Source organism: Cereibacter sp. Soil_C_27 (assembly GCF_057657095.1).
The window spans coordinates 537078-556456 of the sequence record NZ_JBDGJD010000003.1; the positions used below are offsets into that span (position 1 = coordinate 537078).

General features: G+C 68.9%; 19 protein-coding genes. 8 read left to right on the forward strand and 11 right to left on the reverse strand.

Going from position 1 to position 19379, the window contains the following annotated elements:
* Positions 1 to 28 precede the first annotated feature (28 nt).
* The 4 genes from AC3A5Z_RS14480 to AC3A5Z_RS14495 are packed head-to-tail and all read left to right on the forward strand — an operon-like array spanning position 29 to position 4711.
* Complete coding sequence (locus AC3A5Z_RS14480; protein WP_487520051.1) at positions 29 to 1615, forward strand: ABC transporter substrate-binding protein; 1587 nt, start codon at positions 29 to 31, stop codon at positions 1613 to 1615.
* Positions 1612 to 2418, forward strand: coding sequence for a creatininase family protein (locus AC3A5Z_RS14485; protein ID WP_487520052.1), 807 nt, complete (start codon positions 1612 to 1614; stop codon positions 2416 to 2418). Before AC3A5Z_RS14480 ends, AC3A5Z_RS14485 begins: the two co-directional genes overlap by 4 nt.
* On the forward strand, positions 2415 to 4040 hold the full coding sequence (locus AC3A5Z_RS14490; protein ID WP_487520053.1) for an ABC transporter ATP-binding protein: 1626 nt from the start codon (positions 2415 to 2417) through the stop codon (positions 4038 to 4040). The genes AC3A5Z_RS14485 and AC3A5Z_RS14490 overlap by 4 nt, the downstream gene beginning before the upstream one ends.
* Complete coding sequence (locus tag AC3A5Z_RS14495) at positions 4037 to 4711, forward strand: RraA family protein (RefSeq protein ID WP_487520054.1); 675 nt, start codon at positions 4037 to 4039, stop codon at positions 4709 to 4711. The genes AC3A5Z_RS14490 and AC3A5Z_RS14495 overlap by 4 nt, the downstream gene beginning before the upstream one ends.
* A 99-nt stretch (positions 4712 to 4810) precedes the next feature.
* Here the strand turns inward: AC3A5Z_RS14495 and AC3A5Z_RS14500 are convergent, their stop codons facing one another.
* The 3 genes from AC3A5Z_RS14500 to AC3A5Z_RS14510 all read right to left on the reverse strand — a co-directional run bounded on the left by AC3A5Z_RS14500 (position 4811) and on the right by AC3A5Z_RS14510 (position 8090).
* Entirely contained in the window at positions 4811 to 4981 is a 171-nt protein-coding gene (locus tag AC3A5Z_RS14500; RefSeq protein ID WP_487520055.1) for a hypothetical protein, read from the reverse strand.
* A 65-nt stretch (positions 4982 to 5046) separates the two neighbouring features.
* Complete coding sequence (locus tag AC3A5Z_RS14505; protein WP_487520056.1) at positions 5047 to 6405, reverse strand: sigma-54-dependent transcriptional regulator; 1359 nt, start codon at positions 6403 to 6405, stop codon at positions 5047 to 5049.
* A complete protein-coding gene (locus AC3A5Z_RS14510; RefSeq protein WP_487520057.1) occupies positions 6405 to 8090 on the reverse strand; it encodes a sensor histidine kinase in 1686 nt (561 codons plus the stop codon). Before AC3A5Z_RS14510 ends, AC3A5Z_RS14505 begins: the two co-directional genes overlap by 1 nt.
* Before the next feature lie 206 nt (positions 8091 to 8296).
* Between AC3A5Z_RS14510 and AC3A5Z_RS14515 the strand changes: the two genes are divergently transcribed.
* On the forward strand, positions 8297 to 9664 hold the full coding sequence (locus AC3A5Z_RS14515; protein WP_487520058.1) for a dicarboxylate/amino acid:cation symporter: 1368 nt from the start codon (positions 8297 to 8299) through the stop codon (positions 9662 to 9664).
* Positions 9665 to 9732: 68 nt separating this feature from the next.
* On the opposite strand, the gene AC3A5Z_RS14520 is transcribed toward AC3A5Z_RS14515, so the two are convergent.
* Positions 9733 to 9987: a hypothetical protein gene (locus AC3A5Z_RS14520; protein WP_487520059.1), complete on the reverse strand. Its 255-nt coding sequence runs from the start codon at positions 9985 to 9987 to the stop codon at positions 9733 to 9735.
* Positions 9988 to 10134: 147 nt separating this feature from the next.
* Positions 10135 to 10719: an eCIS core domain-containing protein gene (locus AC3A5Z_RS14525; protein WP_487520060.1), complete on the reverse strand. Its 585-nt coding sequence runs from the start codon at positions 10717 to 10719 to the stop codon at positions 10135 to 10137.
* A gap of 152 nt (positions 10720 to 10871) precedes the next feature.
* On the opposite strand from AC3A5Z_RS14525, the gene AC3A5Z_RS14530 reads away from it, so the two are divergent.
* Together AC3A5Z_RS14530 and AC3A5Z_RS14535 are read left to right on the forward strand one after the other, a co-directional pair.
* Positions 10872 to 11462, forward strand: a complete 591-nt coding sequence (locus AC3A5Z_RS14530; protein WP_487520061.1) for an exopolysaccharide biosynthesis protein — start codon at positions 10872 to 10874, stop codon at positions 11460 to 11462.
* A gap of 78 nt (positions 11463 to 11540) precedes the next feature.
* Complete coding sequence (locus tag AC3A5Z_RS14535; RefSeq protein ID WP_487520062.1) at positions 11541 to 12398, forward strand: SDR family oxidoreductase; 858 nt, start codon at positions 11541 to 11543, stop codon at positions 12396 to 12398.
* Between the two features lie 57 nt (positions 12399 to 12455).
* On the opposite strand, the gene AC3A5Z_RS14540 is transcribed toward AC3A5Z_RS14535, so the two are convergent.
* The 6 genes from AC3A5Z_RS14540 to AC3A5Z_RS14565 all read right to left on the reverse strand — a co-directional run bounded on the left by AC3A5Z_RS14540 (position 12456) and on the right by AC3A5Z_RS14565 (position 18118).
* Entirely contained in the window at positions 12456 to 13025 is a 570-nt protein-coding gene (locus AC3A5Z_RS14540; RefSeq protein ID WP_487520063.1) for a type 1 glutamine amidotransferase domain-containing protein, read from the reverse strand.
* 26 nt (positions 13026 to 13051) lie between these two features.
* Positions 13052 to 14134 carry a catalase family protein gene (locus AC3A5Z_RS14545; protein ID WP_487520064.1) on the reverse strand — a complete coding sequence of 361 codons (1083 nt, stop codon included), beginning with the start codon at positions 14132 to 14134 and terminating at the stop codon, positions 13052 to 13054.
* Between the two features lie 138 nt (positions 14135 to 14272).
* A complete protein-coding gene (locus AC3A5Z_RS14550; protein ID WP_487520065.1) occupies positions 14273 to 14980 on the reverse strand; it encodes a Bax inhibitor-1/YccA family protein in 708 nt (235 codons plus the stop codon).
* A gap of 16 nt (positions 14981 to 14996) precedes the next feature.
* Positions 14997 to 15773 carry an anti-sigma factor family protein gene (locus AC3A5Z_RS14555; RefSeq protein ID WP_487520066.1) on the reverse strand — a complete coding sequence of 259 codons (777 nt, stop codon included), beginning with the start codon at positions 15771 to 15773 and terminating at the stop codon, positions 14997 to 14999.
* Positions 15757 to 16284 (reverse strand): sigma-70 family RNA polymerase sigma factor, encoded by a 528-nt coding sequence (locus tag AC3A5Z_RS14560; RefSeq protein WP_487520067.1) that lies wholly within the window; start codon positions 16282 to 16284, stop codon positions 15757 to 15759. The genes AC3A5Z_RS14555 and AC3A5Z_RS14560 overlap by 17 nt, the downstream gene beginning before the upstream one ends.
* 70 nt (positions 16285 to 16354) lie before the next feature.
* Positions 16355 to 18118: a monovalent cation:proton antiporter-2 (CPA2) family protein gene (locus tag AC3A5Z_RS14565; protein WP_487520068.1), complete on the reverse strand. Its 1764-nt coding sequence runs from the start codon at positions 18116 to 18118 to the stop codon at positions 16355 to 16357.
* 221 nt (positions 18119 to 18339) lie between these two features.
* On the opposite strand from AC3A5Z_RS14565, the gene rsgA reads away from it, so the two are divergent.
* Positions 18340 to 19335: a ribosome small subunit-dependent GTPase A gene (gene rsgA / locus AC3A5Z_RS14570; protein ID WP_487520069.1), complete on the forward strand. Its 996-nt coding sequence runs from the start codon at positions 18340 to 18342 to the stop codon at positions 19333 to 19335.
* Positions 19336 to 19379: the final 44 nt, after the last annotated feature.

The following is a 19379-nucleotide window of genomic DNA, read 5'->3' on the forward strand; positions in this document are numbered from 1 at the left end:
GAACACCCAACCCACAGGAGGTACTGCGATGATCAGCAGACGCAACTTTGGCAAATACTCCCTCGCCGCCGGCGCCTCGACTCTCTGGCTGCCCGGCTCGCTCGCCCTGGCACAGGACGGCTCCCGCCCGACCCTGACCATCGCGGTCGACAACCTCTGGGCCAACATCAACACGATCAACGGGATCTCCACCACCACGCGGCGGTTCTTCCCCAACATCTACTCGCATCTGGTCGAGCGCGACTACATCGCCGACGAGCAGGGTCTGACGCTGGTGCCCGGGCTCGCCACCGAATGGTCGCGCGACGGCAAGGTCTGGACGCTGAAACTGCGCGAGGGCGTCAAGTTCCACAACGGCGAGACGATGACCGCCGAGGACGTGGCCTTCACCCTCGGGCCGGAGCGGCTCTGGGGCGAGACCCCCTTCGAGCCGCGGGGCAAGACCTTCACCGCGGGCTTCGTCCGGGTCGAGGCGATCGACGACCTGACCGTCGAGATCGAGACCGAGCGCGAAGACCCCTACATCCCCGGCAAGCTCACCGGCTACATCGGCTTCGTCGTGCCGAAGAAGGCCTATCTCGAGATGGGCGTCGATGCCTTCGGTCAGGCGCCGATCGGCACCGGCCCCTATCGCGTCACCCTGTTCCGCTCCGGCGAGGTGCTGGAGATGGAAGCCTTCGACGAGTGCTGGAGCGGGCCGCCCCCGGCGCAGAAGCTGATCTGGCGCATCGTTCCGGAATTCGCGGGCCGCATGGCGGGTCTCGTCTCGGGCGAGTTCGAGTTCATCGCCAACATCCCCACCGATCAGGAAGCGCAGCTGGCAAGCTACGACAACGTCACCGTGGCGCGGGCGCTGGCGGGCAACTACCCGGCCTTCGCCTTCAACACCCGGCCCGACCCCGAGGACAACCCTCTGGTCGACGTGAACCTCCGCAAGGCGATGGTGCAGGCGATCGACATGGATGCCATCGTGCAGGCCCTGTTCGGCGACACGACCTTCCATCCCGCCGTGCCGTTCAACTTCCCCGAATACGGCGACTTCTACGATCCCGAGATGGTGAACCCGCTGCCCTACGACCCCGAGGCGGCGCGCGCGCTGGTCGAGGCGTCGGGCTATGACGGGCAGGTGCTGCGCTGGCACATCACGCGGCAGTTCTACCCGAATTACGAGGCCGCGGCCGAGATCATGGTGGAACAGTGGCGCCAGATCGGCGTCAACGTGCAGGCGGTGATCCTCGACAACTTCGAGCTGGTCTACACCCGGCCCTACCACCTGATGAACATGTCGATGTCGACCGACTTCATCCCCGGCGACCCCTACCAGCCGCTCTGGCTCGACTGGGGTCCGACCGCCAGCCGCTCCACCGCGCATTGGAAGACCTGGGACCCGACGCCGGAATATCTCGCCGCCGGCAAGGAATTCGAGGAGGCCATCACCTTCGAGGAGCGCAAGGCAGCCTATCTGAAGCTCTCGCAGGCCTGGCAGGATGTGACGCCCGGTTATTACCTGTGGAAGAGCGTCTACAACTGGGCCCACCGCGCCGACATCGAGTTCGTGGCGCGCCCCGACGGCGAGATGCGGATGTTCGGCGATTACATGACGTTGCCGGCGTGAAACATGCGCTGAAAGACATGACGGTCGCGGAGTTCCGCGACCGTCTGGCCGAAGACCCGGTGATCCTGCTGCCGCTCGGCAGTCACGAGGAGCAGGGGCCGCATGCGCCGATGGGCGACTATCTGCTGGCCGAGGCGATTGCCCTGCGCGCCGCCGAGCGCTCGGGCGCCATCGCGGCGCCCTGCCTGCCCTTCGGCTATGCCGAGTTCTTCCGCGGCTATCCCGGCGGCATCCAGCTGCGCGCCCCGACCTTCCGCGCCGTGCTGGACGACATGGTGACGGCCTTCCTCGACCATGGGCTCAACCGCATCCTGATCCTGAACGGCCATTCCACCAATGCCGCGCTGATCGATGAGACCCTGCGCGCCCTGCGTCGCAGGACCGGCGTCGCCGTGGCCTCGGTCGATCTCTGGCGCTCGATCCCCGACAGTCTCTGGACCGAGATCCACGGCCCCGACGCCGCGAAGGCGCGCGGTCACGGCGGCGATCCGGTCACCTCCGTCTCGATGTATCTGCGCCCCGAGACCATGCGGCCCGACCTGATGCAGGCGGCGCGCCCGGCCGAGGCGATGGGCCTGCCCAGCATCGGCGCCTCCGGCGTCCGCTTCGAGGGGCTGGCGGTGAACCTGCCGCTGGATGGTCAAGAGTTGCATCCCGACGGCATGTTCGGCGGCGATCCGGCGCTGGCCTCGGCCGAGGCCGGAGAGCGGATCGTCGAGCATCTGACCGGCTACTGCGCGCGGCTCGTTGCCCATCTGCGCCAGCACGATCCCCGCCGACCCGTCGCGGAGCCCATGCCATGACCGAGCCCCTGATCGACATCCGCAACCTCTCGGTCCCGCTGCCCAAGGGCGCCGACCGCCGCTTTGCCGTCGAGGATCTGTCGCTGACGCTGAACCGAGGCGAGATCCTCTGCGTCGTGGGCGAAACCGGCTCGGGCAAGTCGCTCACCGCGCTCTCGACTATGGGGCTGCTGCCCTCCAACCTGCCGAAACCGCAGGGCGAGATCCGCTTCGAGGGCCGCGACCTGCTTTCGCTGTCGCGCCGCGAGCGGCTGCCGCTTCTCGGCCAGCGGCTTGCCATGGTGTTTCAGGAACCCGTCGCGGCGCTGAACCCGATCTACCGGATCGGCACCCAGGTGGCCGAGACCTTCCGCCTGCACACCGACCTCTCCTCGCAGGAGATCAACAAGCGGGTGGTCGACCTCTTCCGCGAGGTGCGCCTGCCAGACCCGGAGGCGATCCTGCGCGCCTATCCGCACCAGCTTTCGGGCGGCCAGTGCCAGCGGGTGATGATCGCGACTGCGCTGGCGCTCGACCCCGCCCTGCTGATCGCCGACGAGCCGACGACCGCGCTCGACGTGACGACGCAGGCGAAGATCCTCGAACTGATGCTCGACCTGCGCCGCGACCATGGCACGGGCATCCTGTTCATCACCCACGACTTCGGCGTGGTGGCCGAGATCGCCGACCGCGTCGCGGTGATGCGCCACGGCAGGCTGGTGGAGATCGGCACGCGCGATCAGGTGCTGATGGATCCGCAGGAAGACTACACCCGCCAGCTCATCGCCGCCGTGCCACGGCTCGCGCCGAAGACGACCACGGCCAGCCTTGGCGAGACCGTGCTGCGCGCCGTCGGCCTGCGCAAGACCTACCGGACCCGCACGCTGATCGGCGCCGCCCGCGAGGTGCAGGCGCTGAAGGATGTCGATCTCACCCTCGCCCGCGGCGAGACGCTCGGCCTCGTCGGCGAAAGCGGCAGCGGCAAGTCCACGCTGGCGCAGGCGGTGATCCGTCTGGTGGAGCCGGATGGCGGCGAGGTCACCATCGACGGCGGCCGCTTCACCGGGCTCAGCGGGCAGGTGCTGCGCGAAGCGCGGCGCAAGGTGCAGATCGTGTTCCAGGACCCCTACACCGCGCTCGACCCGCGGCAGTCGGTGGGTGACGCCATCGCCGAGGGGCCGATCATCCACGGCCTGTCCCGCGACGACGCCCGCACCCGGGCGCTAGACCTGATCGAGGCGGTGGGGCTCGACCGCAGCGCCGCGACCCGTTTCCCGCACGAGTTCTCCGGCGGGCAGCGCCAGCGTATCTGCATCGCCCGTGCATTGGCTGTGCATCCCGATCTCCTGATCGCCGACGAGAGCGTTTCGGCGCTCGACGTGTCGGTGCAGGCGCAGATCCTCGATCTTCTGGCCCGGATGCAGCGCGAGTTGCAGTTCGGCCTTCTCTTCATCACCCACGACCTGCGCGTCGCCTCGCGCATCTGCGACCGGATCGCGGTGATGCGGCAGGGCCGGATCGTCGAGCAAGGGCCCGCAGCCGAGCTCTTCGCCCATCCGCGCGAAGAGTACACCCGCGAATTGCTGTCTGCCGTGCCCGGGCGTGGCTGGCAGGACAAACCCGCGCAAGGAGTTCAGCCATGAAGAAATACCGCATCGGCCCGCGCCCCGCACCGCTCGACGCGAGCCTGCTTGCGGGCTTCCGCGAGGTCGAGATCGCCACCATCGGCCACTTCCGCCACCGCGGCTTCGTCGACCGCGCCCTGCGCCCCATCGCGCCGATCACCGGTCTTCTGGCGGGTCCGGCGGTCACCGTCGCCATCCCAGGCACGGATTCCACCCTGCTGCATCACGCGCTTTCTGTGGTGCAGCCCGGCGATGTGGTGGTGATCGACCGGCTGGGCGACCGCCGCCATGCCTGCCTCGGCGGCGGCGTCGCCTTTGCCGCCAAGGCCGCGGGGGCGATCGCCGTGGTGCTCGACGGCCCCTGCACCGACCCCGACGAGATCATCGAGGTCGGCCTGCCGGTTTTCTGCACCGGCGTCTCGGCCATCACCACGCGGCTCAACGATCTGGGCGGCGCGCTGAACCTGCCGATCTCCTGCGGCAACGTGCCGGTGATGCCGGGCGATCTGGTGCTGATGGATGCCTGCGGCGTGCTGATCCTGCCGCCCGACGAAGCCGCCGAAGTGCTGGCCGAGGCCACGGCCCGTCAGGCCCGCGCGGGGCGCAACCGCGGCAAGATCGAGGCGGGCGAGAAGCTGGGCGATCTCTCCGGGGCAAGCCGGCTGGTGGCCGCGGAACTGGAGCGGTAGCGCAGGGTCGGCCCCGCCGCTCTCCGCCCATCGCGCCTTTGGCCGGTGGGCAGGGCGCCCGTCCAGATGACGTCTGCGCCGCAGGCGTAACCTCGGGCCTTACTCGGCCTTCTTCTTCTTCGCCTCGACCGCCGCCTTCATCCGGGCCAGAAGCTCGGCCTTGGTCGCGCGGTCGCCAAAGGGGTTCTTTTCGGTGCCCTTGGCGTTGTGTTCGGTGTGACGTGGTGCGGCCTTGCCGGTCTTGACCGATCCCGCTTTTCCATAATCCATGATGTTCCCCTGAAATCAGTGCTGCTGATGCCCGAAACCGTGCGGCGATACAACCGCGCAGCGCCTCATGGCCCCTCCGTCCCGGTGCGGAACAGCTCGGCGCGGATCGCATGGCGGCTGAGCTTGTCATAGAAGGTCTTGCGCGGCAGGCCCAGACGCTGCATCGCCCGGCTCGCGTTGCCGTTGGCCTGCCGCAGCGCGTCGCGCAGAAGCTCCGCCTCATAGGCCGCGACCATCTCGGCCAGCGTCTGCCCCGCCCCCTCGGCCTCGGCATCGGCGGGGGCAAGCCCCAGCGCCTGCCGTTCGGCGAATTGCTGCAGCTCGCGCACATTGCCCGGCCAGTCATGCGTCGCGAGCCGCGCCTTCAGCCCCGGAGTCAGCAGGGGCACCGGCAGCTTTAGCCGGGCACAGGCCGACAGCAGGAAGTGCTGGAACAGCAGCGGGATATCTTCGCGACGTTCGGCCAGCGGCGGCACCGTCAGCACGATGCCCCCGAGCCGATAGTAGAGATCGGCGCGAAAGCCGCCCTCCCGCACCAGCGCGCCGAGATCGACCTGCGTCGCGGCGATCACCCGCAGATCGAGCGGGCGTGCCACCTCCGCACCGAGAGGCCAGAGCTCGCGCGCCTCGATCAACCCGTGCAACCGAGCCTGCAGCGCGGGCGAGAGCGCCTCCACCTGATCGAGAAACAGCGTGCCGCGATGCGCCCGCTCGATCCGGCCGATCACCCGGCCCGTGCGCTGCGGCGACCCGGCGCGCAGCCCCGGCTCGGCACCGAGGAAATCGGCGTCGAAACGGTCTTCGTTCAGCGTGGTGCAGTTCACATGCACGAAGGCCCGGGCGCGGCGCGGGCTCTGCCGGTGGATCTGCCGCGCCACCGCCTCCTTGCCGACGCCGCTGCCGCCGGTGATCAGCGCGTCCACCCCGGCCTCGGCCACCCGCGCCACCGTCTCGCGCAGATGCAGCATCGCCGGGCTGTCGCCCAGAAGCTCCGCCCCGCCCTCGCCCTGCGCCTGCATCCGGCGCAGCATCCGATTTTCCAGTACCAGCCCCCGCGCCGTGGCGGCGCGGCGCAGGGTGGCCAGCAGATCGTCCAGCGCGACGGGCTTCGTCAGGAAGTCGTAGACCCCTTCGTTCAGCGCCCGCACCGCCATCGGCACGTCGCCATGCCCGGTCAGCAGGATCACCGGCAGATCGGGGTCCATCGCGCGCAACCGGGCGAAAAGCTCCATCCCGTCGATCTGCGGCATCCGGAGGTCGGTCAGCACCACCCCCGGATAGTCGCGCGTCATCCCGCGCAGCGCATCGGTCGCGTTGGAGAAGGACTCCACCCGGAACCCCTGCAACGTGAGCGACTGGACCTGAGCCGCGAGCAGATCAGCGTCGTCATCGACGAGCCGGACGAGGGGGGGCGTGTCGGTCATCAGGCCTTGCGCAGTTCGAGATGGAAGGTGGCACCCTGCCCCGGCACGGGAGGGTCGGCGCGCAGGCTGCCGCCGAAGTCGCGGGCGATGTCATGCGCGATGACGAGGCCAAGGCCGAGCCCGTTCGCCTTGGTGGTGGTGAAGGGGATGAACAGCTTCGCCGCCGCCTCGGGCGAGAGACCGGGGCCGTTGTCCGCGATGCTGAGCACCACGGTCTCGGCGGTCTCGCGCAGGGTGACGCGGATTTCGGGATCGGGGCGGTCGGCCAGAGCGTCCTGCGCGTTCTGCAGCAGGTTCACGAGGATCTGCTCCAGCCGGATGCGGTCTCCCATCACCGCAAGGCCCGGCGGGAAAGCGGGTGCGATCACCCGCACCATGTCGGAGCGCAGGCGGCTGCCGTGCAGCAGGAGCGAGGCCTCGAAGGCCTCGCCCAGCTTCACCGGCTCGGTGCGGCCGGTCGCCTTGCGGGCAAAGCCGCGCAGTTCGGCGGTGATGTGGCCAATCCGCTCGGCCATGCGGACGATGGTGGCGAGGTTGCCGGCCACATCCGGCGGGGCGGGACGGTCTTCGGGCAGCATCGCCAACCCGTTCTCGGCCAGAAGCCGGATCGTTGCCAGCGGCTGGTTCACCTCATGCGCGACGCCCGCGGTGATCTGGCCAAGGGCGGCAAGCTTGTTGGCCTGCACCAGATCGGCCTGCAGTGCACCGAGCCGCTGCTCGGTCGCCCGCCGCTCGCGCATCTCGTCCGACAGGGCGCGGGTGCGCTCGTCCACCGCGCGTTCCAGATCGGCGCTGTAGCGCCGCTCGGCTTCGGCCAGCCGCGCCGCCCGCCGGGTGCCGCGCCAGGCGAAACCGGCGCCGAGCGCGACGATCCCCAGCCCGAGCGCCGCAGTGCCGGTGGCAAAGACCGCCGCCTCGAGCGCGGGAGCCGAGGAGCTGAACAGAAGGAGCTGCCAGCCCGCCGAGGGCAGGACGACCCGGGTCGAGAGCTCGCGCCCCTCCGGCAGCGGCATGGGCTGGAACCGCGCCTCGGCACGGCTGGCCAGCACCACCCGCCCGTCGGCCTCGGTGACGAAGGTCCGGTCGGCGCTGGTGGCCCAGCTGGCCTCTATGGCGGTGAACTCCACCTTCACCACCACGACGCCTAACCCCTCACCGGCGACATGGGAGAGATAGAGCCCCGGGCGGCGGCTCACCGTTCCCAAGGCGAATTGCTGCGCAGTGCCGTCGCGCATCGCCAGCGTGAAGTAGTCACGGAAGGCATAGCTCGAGCCGACGAAGGAGACCGGCTCGTCCCAGTTCGAGGCGGCAAGCGCGTTGCCGGTGCGGTCGAGCACATAGATCACCGAACTCGCCGTCTCGTCATGCAGCCGGTCGAGCTTGCGCGACAATGCCGCAGTTGCCTCCGGCGAAGGGTTTGCCAGCGTGTTCCGCAACTCGGTGTCGTCGGCGAGGATCGCGGCCACCGCGCGGTGCTTGGCGAACTCGCTCTCCACCGCCAGCGCGCGGGACCGCGCCGCCACCTCGGCCTCGAGCCGGATGCGCTCCAGCGCGGTCTGCCGCGCCAGATGGAAGACCTCGGCCAGCATGGCGAGGCAGAGCAGGGAGACCAGACCGGCCAGCAGCAGCAGACGGACCCGCTGGCGCGGGGGCTGGGCAAGGGAATCGAGGGCGGGAGCGCTCACCTGTCCTCCGGCGCGGGCTGTGTGGATTTCCAGACTAGCAGATGGGGCGGCGTGTGGAAAAGGAAACAGTTTGTCGCGCCTCGGCTTTTCCATCCTGCATGGAATCAAGGAATTAGCCCGATCCTGTCGCAATTTTGTTGCGCAGCCGCGAATCCCTATCCTGACCGTCACCGGATTTTCACATCCGCAGGTTGGAGGAGGACCTCATGCAGATCGATACGTTGGCACAGCCGGCGGCGCAGACGCCGCGGCCATTCTACAGACATCTCTATTTCCAGGTTCTCGTCGCCATCGTCACGGGTGCCGCCATCGGGCATTTCTACCCCGACCTCGGCGTCGCGCTGAAACCTCTGGGCGACGGCTTCATCAAGCTGGTGAAGATGATCATCTCGCCGGTGATCTTCCTGACCATCGTCACCGGCCTCGCCGGGATGGGCACGCTGCGCGGTGTGGGCTCGGTCGTGGGCAAGGCTTTCGGCTATTTCTTCTTCTTCTCCACGCTGGCGCTCATCATCGGCATGATCGTCGCCAACGTGGTGCGGCCCGGCGCCGGGATGAACATCGACCCGGCGACGCTGGATGCCAGCAAGGTCACCGACTACGCCACCAAGGCGCATGAGACGACGCTGACCGGCTTCGTGATGGACATCATCCCGACCACCTTCACCTCGGCCTTCGTCGAGGGCAACATCCTGCAGGTGCTGTTCATCGCCATCCTGTTCGGCGTCGCGCTGATCCTGATCGGCGACAAGGGCAAGCCCGTCGTGGCGCTGTTCGAGGCGGCGAGCCACGCCGTGTTCCGCGTGGTGGACATCCTGATGAAGGTCGCCCCGCTCGGCGCCTTCGGGGCCTTCGCCTTCACCATCGGCAAATACGGCATCGGCTCGATCGTGAACCTCGCGGCGCTGGTCGGCACCTTCTATCTGACCTCGGCGTTGTTCATCATCGTGATCCTCGGCACCGTCTGCGCGCTGAACGGCTTCTCGATCTTCCGGCTGATCTCCTATCTCAAGGCGGAGATCCTGCTGGTTCTGGGCACCTCCTCGTCGGAGTCCGCCCTGCCGAGCCTGATGGACAAGATGGAGCGCGCCGGCTGCGCCCGTCCGGTCGTGGGTCTGGTGGTGCCGACCGGCTACTCGTTCAACCTCGATGGCACCAACATCTACATGACGCTGGCGGCCCTGTTCATCGCGCAGGCGACCAACACCGACCTGTCGCTGCAGCAGCAGATCCTGCTGTTGCTGGTGGCCATGCTGTCCTCCAAGGGCGCTGCAGGCGTTACCGGCGCGGGCTTCATCACGCTGGCCGCGACGCTGTCGGTGGTGCCGACCGTCCCGCTGGCCGGGATGGCGATCATCCTCGGGGTGGACCGCTTCATGTCGGAATGCCGCTCGATCACCAACTTCATCGGCAACGCGGTGGCCACGGTCGTCGTCAGCCGCTGGGAGGGCGCGATCGACATGGAGCGCTTCCATGCGGTGATGAACGGCGCGCGGGACGACCAGCACGCCGAGGCGATGCCGCTGCGCGGGGCTCCGGCCGGGCTGCAGCTCGGCGAAGCCAGCGCAGACTGAACGGATTGCACAAAAAAAGCGGCCCCCTCATCGGGGGCCGCTTTTTCATGCGCATGAGGCGCGAACCGTCACTTGGCGGCGGTATCGCCGGTATCGCCGGTTTCGCGGGCCAGCCGGATCGCCTTCAGGCGTTCGGTCTTGGCATCGCGCGCCTCGCGTTCGGCATCGATCAGCAGGCGGGCCGCCTCCGTGGTGGCGTCGGCCTTGCGTTGCTGCTCCGAGCGCGGCGGCTGGGACCGCGCCGTGCCACCCGCAGCCCCGGTCTGCGGCTCGCCACGCATCATCTGATCGAAGGTTTCGAGGCTGGATTTTGATTGTGCCATCCGTGAAGTCTCCTTCGGAGCCTGATCCGGGTCGTCCGTTGCTCCTGTCCCCAACCTAGCGCATCCGGCCCCGAGCGACCACCCTCAGCGGCCTCGAGATCTGCCAGACGCCTGACGCGGAACGAAAACTCGCGGATCGGGCAGCCGTCAGCGGCGTCCGCGCGCCGCGCGCCAGCCCGCGGCAAAGGCCACGGCCCCGGCCTCCACCGTGCGGTGATCGGTGACGTAGCGGCGGCTGAACTCCTGTAGCCCCCAGAGGCGGTACTGCCCGACATGGTGCAGCTCATGCGCCCAGAGCTCGGCATTGGCCAGCGCGTCGCCTTCATCCTCGAAGACCACGACATCGAGCAGGGTGATCGCCGTCGCCGGCCCGTTGACGATGGCGTTCCTCTGCAAGGACATCTCGTCGCCGCCGCCCACCCGCCAGCGCACCGCATCGAGATCGACCGCCGGAACGTAGCCCTCGAGCCGCTGCCGGATCGCCGCGGGGATCGGCGCCGTGCCCTCGTCGAGCGCCTGCTGCCGCGAGGCGAGGATCGACTTCGCCAGCATGTCGGTCGCCGTCTGCACCCCACCCACCGCGAGCGCGCGCAGGATCGCGTCGGCCTGCGGCTCGCCTGCCGGCAGAGCGGCGCCGATCTGTGCGGCCAGCCTGTCCCAGCCGCTCTGCGCCCCGGCCATGGCGGGCCAGGCGAGCGCTGCCGAGAGCGCCAGAACCATCGGTCTGCCCATGCCCATCGCCGCACCTCCCGTCACCCGACCTGACTACCCCCGCGCCGCGCCCCGGTCCAGCCCGGCGCCCCCTTGCCCGCCACACGTCCGCGCGAGCGGCGGGGGAACAGGCCCCCGGGCAGGATCGTTCGGTTGGGCAACAGGAGGGCGACATGGCGGATGAGACGACGGGCGCGCTGAGCGAGGTGCTCGACCAGATGGAACAGACGCTGGCCAGCGACGAAGTCGCGGTCGAGGATATCGTCGACGGGCTCGGGCACCACTCCTTCGCCTCGCTCATGCTGGTGTTCTCGCTGATCTCCACCTCGCCGGCGAGCGCCATCCCCGGACTCACCGCCACCGTCGGGCTGATCGTCGCCACGCTGGTGGTGCAGATGATCGTCGGGCGGCGCTCGCTCTGGCTGCCGGGCTTCGTCATGCACCGCCGTATTCCCTCGGATAAGCTGAGCAGCGCCATCGACTGGCTGCGCCGCCCGGTGCGCTTCGTCGAGCGCTTTGCCCGGCCCCGGCTGCGCTTCATGCTGCACCGGCCCGGCTCGCTTCTGCCGCTGACCCTGATCTTCGGGCTGGCACTTTTCATGCCGGTGATGGAGATCATCCCGACCTCGGGCAGCATCGCCTCGGCAGTGATCGCGCTGTTCGCCACGGGGCTTCTGACCCGCGACGGCGGGCTGGTTCTCGCCTCGCTGGTGCTGCTCCTGGCGGTGCCGGTCGCCGTCTGGCATTTCGGGCCGGTCGGCTGAAGCGTGGCGGGGCTTCGGGCCGCGCATGGGAACAGTATCGGTCGCGAAAGGTTCGTCAGCAAAAGCAAGGAGACCGCAATGACCGATCATCCCGTGCCGCCGTTCGGCGAACAACAGCAACCGATGCCGGGCCGCACCGACGCGATGCAGCCGCGCCCGGATCATGGCGAAACGAGCTACAAGGGTTCGGGCAGGCTGGCGGGGCTGAAGGCCGTCGTCACCGGCGCCGACAGCGGCATCGGCCGCGCCGTGGCGCTGGCCTTCGCGCGCGAGGGGGCGGATGTGCTGATCTCCTACCTCTCGGAGGACGAGGACGCGGCCGAGACGGCGCGTCTGGTGGAAGAGGCCGGGCGCAAGGCCGTTCTGGTCAGCGGCGACATCCAGCACGCCAGCCACTGCCGGTCGATCATCGACCGCGCGGTGAACGAGTTGGGCGGGATCGACATCCTCGTGAACAACGCCGCGCATCAGGCGACCTTCGACGATATCGGCGACATTTCCGATTCCGAATGGGAGCTGACTTTCCGGGTGAACATTCATGCGATGTTCTATCTGACCAAGGCCGCCGTGCCGCACATGAAGCCTGGCAGCTCGATCATCAACACCACTTCGATCAATGCCGACAGCCCGAACCCCGGCCTGCTGGCCTATGCCACGACCAAGGGCGCGATCCAGAACTTCACCGGCGGGCTGGCGCAGTTCCTCGCGGAGAAGGGCATCCGGGCAAATTGCGTGGCACCGGGGCCGATCTGGACGCCGCTGATCCCCTCGACCATGCCGGGCGAGAAGGTGTCGAACTTCGGCACGCAGGTGCCGATGAAACGACCCGGGCAACCGGCGGAACTGGCCTCGGCCTATGTGATGCTGGCCGATCCGGGGTCGAGCTACACCTCGGGCGCCACCGTCGCCGTCACCGGCGGCAAACCGTTCATCTGATGTGAAAAGGGCGGCGGATGACCCACCGCCCCTTTGCTGCCTGTTCAGCCGCCGCGATCAGGCACTGCGGGCCTGGCCCTTGTGCTTGCCCTCGCCGAATTCCTCGATCAGCTTGGCGCAGAAGGCAGGCAGATCCTTCGGCGTGCGGCTGGTGACGAGGCCCTGGTCGGTGACGACCTCCTGATCGACCCAAGTGCCGCCCGCGTTGCGGATGTCGGTCTTCACCGAAGGGTAGGAGGTCAGCGTCCGCCCCTTCACCACATCGGCCTCGACCAGCGTCCAAGGCGCGTGGCAGATCGCGCCCACCGGCTTGCCTTGCGCGAAGAAGGCGTGGATCAGCGCCACGGTTCCCTCGTCGGCGCGGAGCTTGTCGGCACCGACCGACCCGCCCGGGATCACCAGCCCGTCGAAGTCGTCCGCGGAAACCTCGGCCACGGTCTTGTCGACGGTGTAGCCGCCGCCCGCGTCGAGATCGTTGTTCACGGTCTGCGCCTCGCCCGCCTCGAGCCCGACGACCACGACCTTGGCGCCCGCGCCCTCGAGCGCGCTCTTGGGCTGGGTGAATTCGGGCTCTTCGGTGCCGCGCGGTGCGATCAGAAGGGCGATGGTCTTGCCAGTAAGCTGCATGTCTTTTCCTCTTTCAAAGCGCCGGATCATCCGGCCAGTCGGTCGGGCTCGTGAATCGGGCAGCGGTTGAAGCGGGACCGGAAGTCCGCCGATGCCTCGTAGGTCGCCTTGCGCACCCGGTTCACCGAACCGAGCGGGCGGTGCGCCTCGAGCCCTGTCCACGGCGAGAAACGCATGGCCTCGTCGATGCGTTCCGCGCGATCTTCGCTCCAGCCCGGCTGGGCTTCGGCGCGCAGGCGGGCCACGGTGACGAAGGGGCTTTCCGCCTCGTCCCAAAGCACGGTCGGGTCTTCGATCGGCATCGCTTCGGGGTCGCGGCAGAGCTGCACGCGCAGTTCCCATTCCGCGGGCCCCTCGCGCATCGCCCGGTCGACGTCCTCGCGGATCGCGTCATGCCGCCCGTCCACCTCGATCCGCTCGCCGCCATGCCGGGTCAGACTGGCCGAGACCGGAACCAGCGACAGCTTGGCCACATGATCGCCGTAGCGATAGGCGGTCTGGGTGAAGTAGCGTTCGCCAAGGGGATGCACGTTCGGCGCGCCGCCCATGGTCTTGAGCGTGCCGCTCTCGCCGCCCACCGCCTCTATCACCCGCTCGGTGCCGCGCAACACGGCGGAAAGCGCCTTCTTGGCCCATTCGGCGCGGTCGGTGGTCTTGGCGAGCAGCTTGAGACTGCCGAGGAAGGTCTCGGCATCCGGCGCCACGAAGACGGGGCCGTTGACCATGACGAAATCCTGCGTGTCGCCCTCGGCGCCCGGCAGCCGCTCGCCCTCCGCCTTGAGCACCTTCAGCGCGAGCCCGCGCGGCACTGAGATACTGTCGGCCAGAAGGTCGCCCGGATTGGTCGAAAGCCGGATCACCGCCGGATGCGTGCCGGCCGTGGCAAACAGCCCCTGCGCATATTCGGGGGCGAGGCCGTCGAGCACCGTCAGTTCGGCCTCGATCAGACCGTGGCTCTTGGCATGGACGGCGCGCACGGCATGGCCGTAATCCTCGTAGGTGGTCTCGAGGATCTGCTGCAGCGCCGCGATCAGGTCGGCCGTCACCTGCGGTTCATTCTCGTCGGGGCTCTCCAGCCCGGGGTGGAAACGGATGGGGTCTTGGATCATCGGAGGCTCCGGGTTGGGGCCTTCTCAACGCCGGGTGCCGGGCTCTGTTCCTGCGCCGCCCATGCAGAGGGGGGCCGGATCGCTTCGGCCCCCCTCGATCCCGCGCGTCCCTCACCGGACCGCGGGCAGGCTGTCAGGTCACTCGCGCTCGCCGGTCAGGCTGAGCAGGAGCTGGAAGATGTTGACGAAGTTCAGATAGAGCGACAGCGCGCCCATCACCGCCAGCTTCTGCCGGGTCTCGCCGTCGTGGTGCTCGGCATATTGCAGCTTGATCGACTGCGTGTCCCAGGCGGTCAGGCCGACGAAGACCAGGATGCCGATGATCGAGATGGCGAACTGCAGCGCCGAGGAACCGAGGAAGATGTTGATGACGCTGGCGATGATCACGCCGATCAGGCCCATCATCAGGAAGCTGCCGAACTGGGTCAGGTCGCGCTTGGTGGTGTAGCCGTAGAGGCTGAAGGCCGCGAACATCGCCGCCGCGCCGAAGAAGGCCCGGGCGATCGAGGTGCCGGTGAAGACGAGGAAGACCGAGGCGAGCGACAGGCCCATCAGGGTGCAGAACACCCAGAACAGCAGTTGCGCCGTGCCGCCCGAGATCCGCTCGATGCGGAAGGACAGGAACATCACGAAGCCGAGCGGGGCCAGCATCACAACCCATTTCAGCGGGGTGGAGAAGATCGGCACGTAGAGCGCGGGCGTGGCCGCCACCAGCATCGCCACGATGCCGGTCAGGGCGAGGCCGATGCCCATGTAGTTGTAGATGCGCAGCATATGCGCGCGCAGGCCCTCGTCGAGCGCGTAGCCGGCGCTTGCGGTCTGGAATCTGTCTCTGGCGGGGATCATCAGGGTCTCCTCTGTCTCAGTAAAGCGAATGGGCGAGCCGGTCGGCGCTGGTCGTCAGCGCCTCGTCCTCGGCGCCGGTGGACACGAGCACATGCGCCACCTCGCCGATCTGGAACCATGCAACCGTCGTTCCAGCCCGGACGGCGGAGCGCGGCTGCAACACGGTGAAATTGCCGGGGCGCACGGCGAAGAGCGACACCGCGCCGAGTTCGGCGGCATCGAGCGACATCTCGACGCTCGGCCCCTGCGGCGAAGGGAAGACCTGCACGTCGCGCACCGACCAGTCGGCGGGAACCTCGGGCAGCACGATGCCTGTGGCAGCGCGGATCTCGGCGGGGTCGAATTCAGGCACCTCGGGCTGCGAGGTCATCTCGATCCGCAGCCGGCTGGTGGCATGGGCCGCCAGCGCCGCCTCGACGAAGGCCGGGGGCCGCTCGGAGGCGTTGATCGTGCCGATCGACAGCGGCCCCAGCCCCTGATGCGCGAGCCAGCCGAGCCCGAAGAGCGCCACCACGGCGGCCATCCGCGCCAGCCGCCGCGTCAGCCGGTCCTGTCCCATCGCCCGCGCCAGACGGCGCGCCGCCTGCGTTGTCGCAGGGGTCGCGCGCGGCTCCGACAGGGCCAGCGCCAGCCGAAGCTCGTCGCGCAGCCGAAGGTCGCCCATCACCTCGGCGGCAAGCTGCGGGTTGCGGGCCAGATGCCCCTCCACCGCGATCCGCCGGTGCGGGTCGAGCTGGTCATCGACATAGGCCACGAGGTCGTCGGCGATCACGGGCTCATCCATCGACGTCATCGCGTCCTCCCACCAGTTTCAGATGCGGCCCGCCTTCCTCGAAGGCGCGCAGCGCGGCGCGGGCACGGGCGATCCGCGACATCAGCGTGCCCTGCGGCACCCCGAGGATCGCCGCGGCCTCGGGGTAGCTCATGCCCTCGATCGCCACGAGATGCAGCGCCGCGCGCTGATCGTCGGGAAGGCGGAAGAAGGCCGCGCGGATCTGCGCCAGCCGCACCACATCATCCTGCGTCGCGGCCATCGACCGCGGTGCCAGCCGTGCCGCGGCAGACTCGCGCCGCTGCTCGGCCCGGCGGGCGCGATAGCTGTCGATGAAGGCATTGTGCAGGATCGACATCAGCCAGAGCCGCAGATCCGCCCCTTTGCGGAAGCTGTCGCGCCGCTCATGCGCGCGCAGCAGCGCGTCCTGCACCAGATCCTCGACATCGGCATCGTTGCGCGTCAGCGCCCGCGCGTAGCGGCGCAGGCTGCCCAGCTGGGCCATGATGTCGAAGGGCGCTTTCCGGTCCATGTTGCAAGGTATACGGAGCCGGGCGGCAAACCAGTCCTTCGCCGCTGAAGTTTTTTTTCCGCGGCGCCGCTCAGGCCCGCTGACGCGGCTTGACCAGCGGTTCGGGGCGCGGCGCAGTGTGCAGCGTATCGCTCCCCGCATGCAGGTTGCCCTGCGACTGGGCCTCGAGCCGCTCGATGTCGCGTTGGCGGATGTCGCTTTCCACTTCGGCCACATCGAAGGCCGTCATCCCCAGCGTCCGCAGCCCGGCCCCGCCGAAGGCCAGCGCGGATTCGAAGGTCTCGCGCATCTCGAAATCCACGCCCATCTTCCGCAGCCGGATTGCATGCCCCCTGTCATAGGCGCGCGCCAGCACACGGCTTGCCGGGAAATGCTCGGTGACCAGCTGCACGATCCGGTCGGTGGACTTGGGGTTATCGACGCAGACCAGCACCATGTCGCTGGTCGCCGCCCCAGACTGGCGCAGGATGTCGAGCCGGGTGCCGTCGCCGTAATAGACGGTGAAGCCGAAGCGGCGCGCCTCGCGCACGCGGTCGGGATCGTTGTCGATCAGCGAGACGTCCACCCCCTGCGCCAGCAGCATCTGCGAGGCGATCTGGCCGAAGCGGCCGAAGCCGATCATCAGCACCCGGCCCTTCAGGCAGTCCACCGGCTCGACCCCGTCCATCGAGGGCGCCTCGGCCGCCAGCCAGCGGTCGGCGGCCAGCAGAACCAGCGGCGTCACCGCCATCGACAGGATGATGACGCTGGAGAAGATCGCATTCTCGGTCGGCCCGATCACCCCGCCGCCGAGCGCCGCCGAATAGAGCACGAAGGCGAACTCGCCCCCTTGGGCAAAGAGCGAGACGCGGCGCAGCGCCTGCAGCTGGCTGGCCCCGAAGAGCCGCGCCACCGCAAAGATGCCGAGCGACTTCACGAGGATGTAGAGCAGCAGAAGCCCGAGGATCATCGCCCAGTCGGCCACCACCGCCCGCAGGTCGAGCGACATGCCGACGGCAAGGAAGAAGAGCCCCATCAGGAGGCCCTTGAACGGCTCGACATCGGTCTCGATCTGGTGGCGGTAGCCCGAGCCCGACAGCATCACCCCGGCGAGAAAGGCCCCCATCGCCATCGACAGCCCCGCCTCCTGCATCAGCAGCGCCGAGCCCAGCACCACCAGCAGTGCTCCCGCCGTCAGCACCTCGGTCGCCCTTGCCCGCGCGAGCAGCGCGAAGAACGGATCGAGCAGCCATGTGCCGACCGCGATCAGCAGCGCGATGGCCCCCAGCGGAACGAGCACGGTGAGGAGCCCCACCTCGGTCTCGCCCCGCGCGCCGAGGAAGGCGACCACGGCCAGAAGCGGCACGATCATCAGATCCTCCAGCAGCAGGATCGACACCGCCTGCTGGCCCTGCGGCGAGGCGATGTCGCCACGCTCCTGCAGCACCGACATGATGACGGCGGTGGAGGACAGGACGAAGCCCGAACCCGCGATGAAGGCGGTGACCGGATCGAGCCCCATCAGCAGCCCCGCCCCGGTCAGCAGTCCCATGCAGAGCAGCACCTGCGAGAGGCCGAGCCCGAAGATCTGCGCCCGCATGCCCCAGAGCTTGCGCGGACGCATCTCGACCCCGATCAGGAAGAGAAACATCACCACGCCGAGTTCCGAGATGTGCAGGATCGTCGAAGGCTCGGTGAAGATACCGAAGACCGAAGGCCCGACCAGCAGGCCGCCGGCAAAGTAGCCGAGCACCGAGCCGAGCCCCAGCCTGCGAGAAAGCGGCACCGCGACCACGGCCGAGCCGAGGAGCACGATCACCGGCCCCACCATCTGCGCGATACCTGCCTCTGCCATGCGGCCCCCTTGATCCGGCTGGCGTCAACAGGGTGTCGGCCGCTCCGGCGCGCATGATCCCGGGCAATCGCGGGCAGTGCAAGATGCTGTATGCCGGGCGGGTGCCCGAGGCCGCGATTGAAACGCCGGGCGGGCGATGCTAGGCAGGGAATGCGCGCCGCAACCCCCGGAGCTTCCATGACCGACGACCTGCCGACCGTGACCCTGCCGAGCCGTCGCTGGTGAGCGCGCTCGAGGATCGCGGCTGGACCGGGTTCTTCGCCGAACAGTGCCGCCCCGAAGAGGCGGAACTCGCGCCGATGCGCATCCTCTCGGTGCACCGCTCGCGGCTGACGGCGCTGGCCGAGACGGGCAGCGTCAGGCTCTGGCTGCCGACCGGGGTGCGGACCACGGATTTCGCGGTGGGCGACTGGGTTCTCGCCGATCCGGCAACGCTGGTGCTGGCCCGCAGGCTGGAGCGCCGCACGCTGCTGGAGCGGCACACCGCGGGCAGCGCCGCGACGCAGCTGATCGCGGCCAACATCGACACGCTGTTCATCGTCACCTCCTGCAACGAGGATTTCAACCTCGCCCGGCTGGAGCGCTATCTGGCGTTGGCCAACGAGTCCGGGGCCGAGCCGGTGATCGTGCTGACGAAGGCCGATACCGTGGCGGATGCCGCGGCCTATGTCGCCGATGCCACGGCGCTGCAGCGCGGGCTGGCGGCGGTGGCGCTGGATGCCAAGAGCGCCTCGGCGGCCGAGGTGCTCGCCCCCTGGTGCGGCGCGGGACAGACGGTGGCGCTGGTCGGTTCGTCGGGCGTGGGCAAGTCGACGCTTCTCAACACGCTGGCGGGCGAGGCGCTGGAGGTGCCGCAGCTGACCGGCGCGATCCGCGAGGATGACGCCAAGGGGCGCCACACCACCACGGCACGCTCGCTGCATCCCATCGCGGGCGGCGGCTGGGTGATCGACACGCCGGGGATGCGGACGTTGCAGGTCAATGACGCGGCCTTCGGCATCGGCACGCTGTTCGCCGAGATCACCGAGCTTGCGCCGCTCTGCCGCTTCCGCAACTGCACCCATACGCATGAGCCGGGCTGCGCCGTGCTGGCGGCGGTGGCCGAGGGCAGGCTCGACGCGGCGCGGGTCAACCGCTGGCGCAAGCTCAGCGAGGAAAGCGCCCAGCCCGCCGCAGCCCCCGCGCGTCCCGGCCAGCGCCCGCCCCGCCGCCGGTAGCGCCGACGCCACGACGCCGCGATGTGAAGACCGGGCTGGGAACC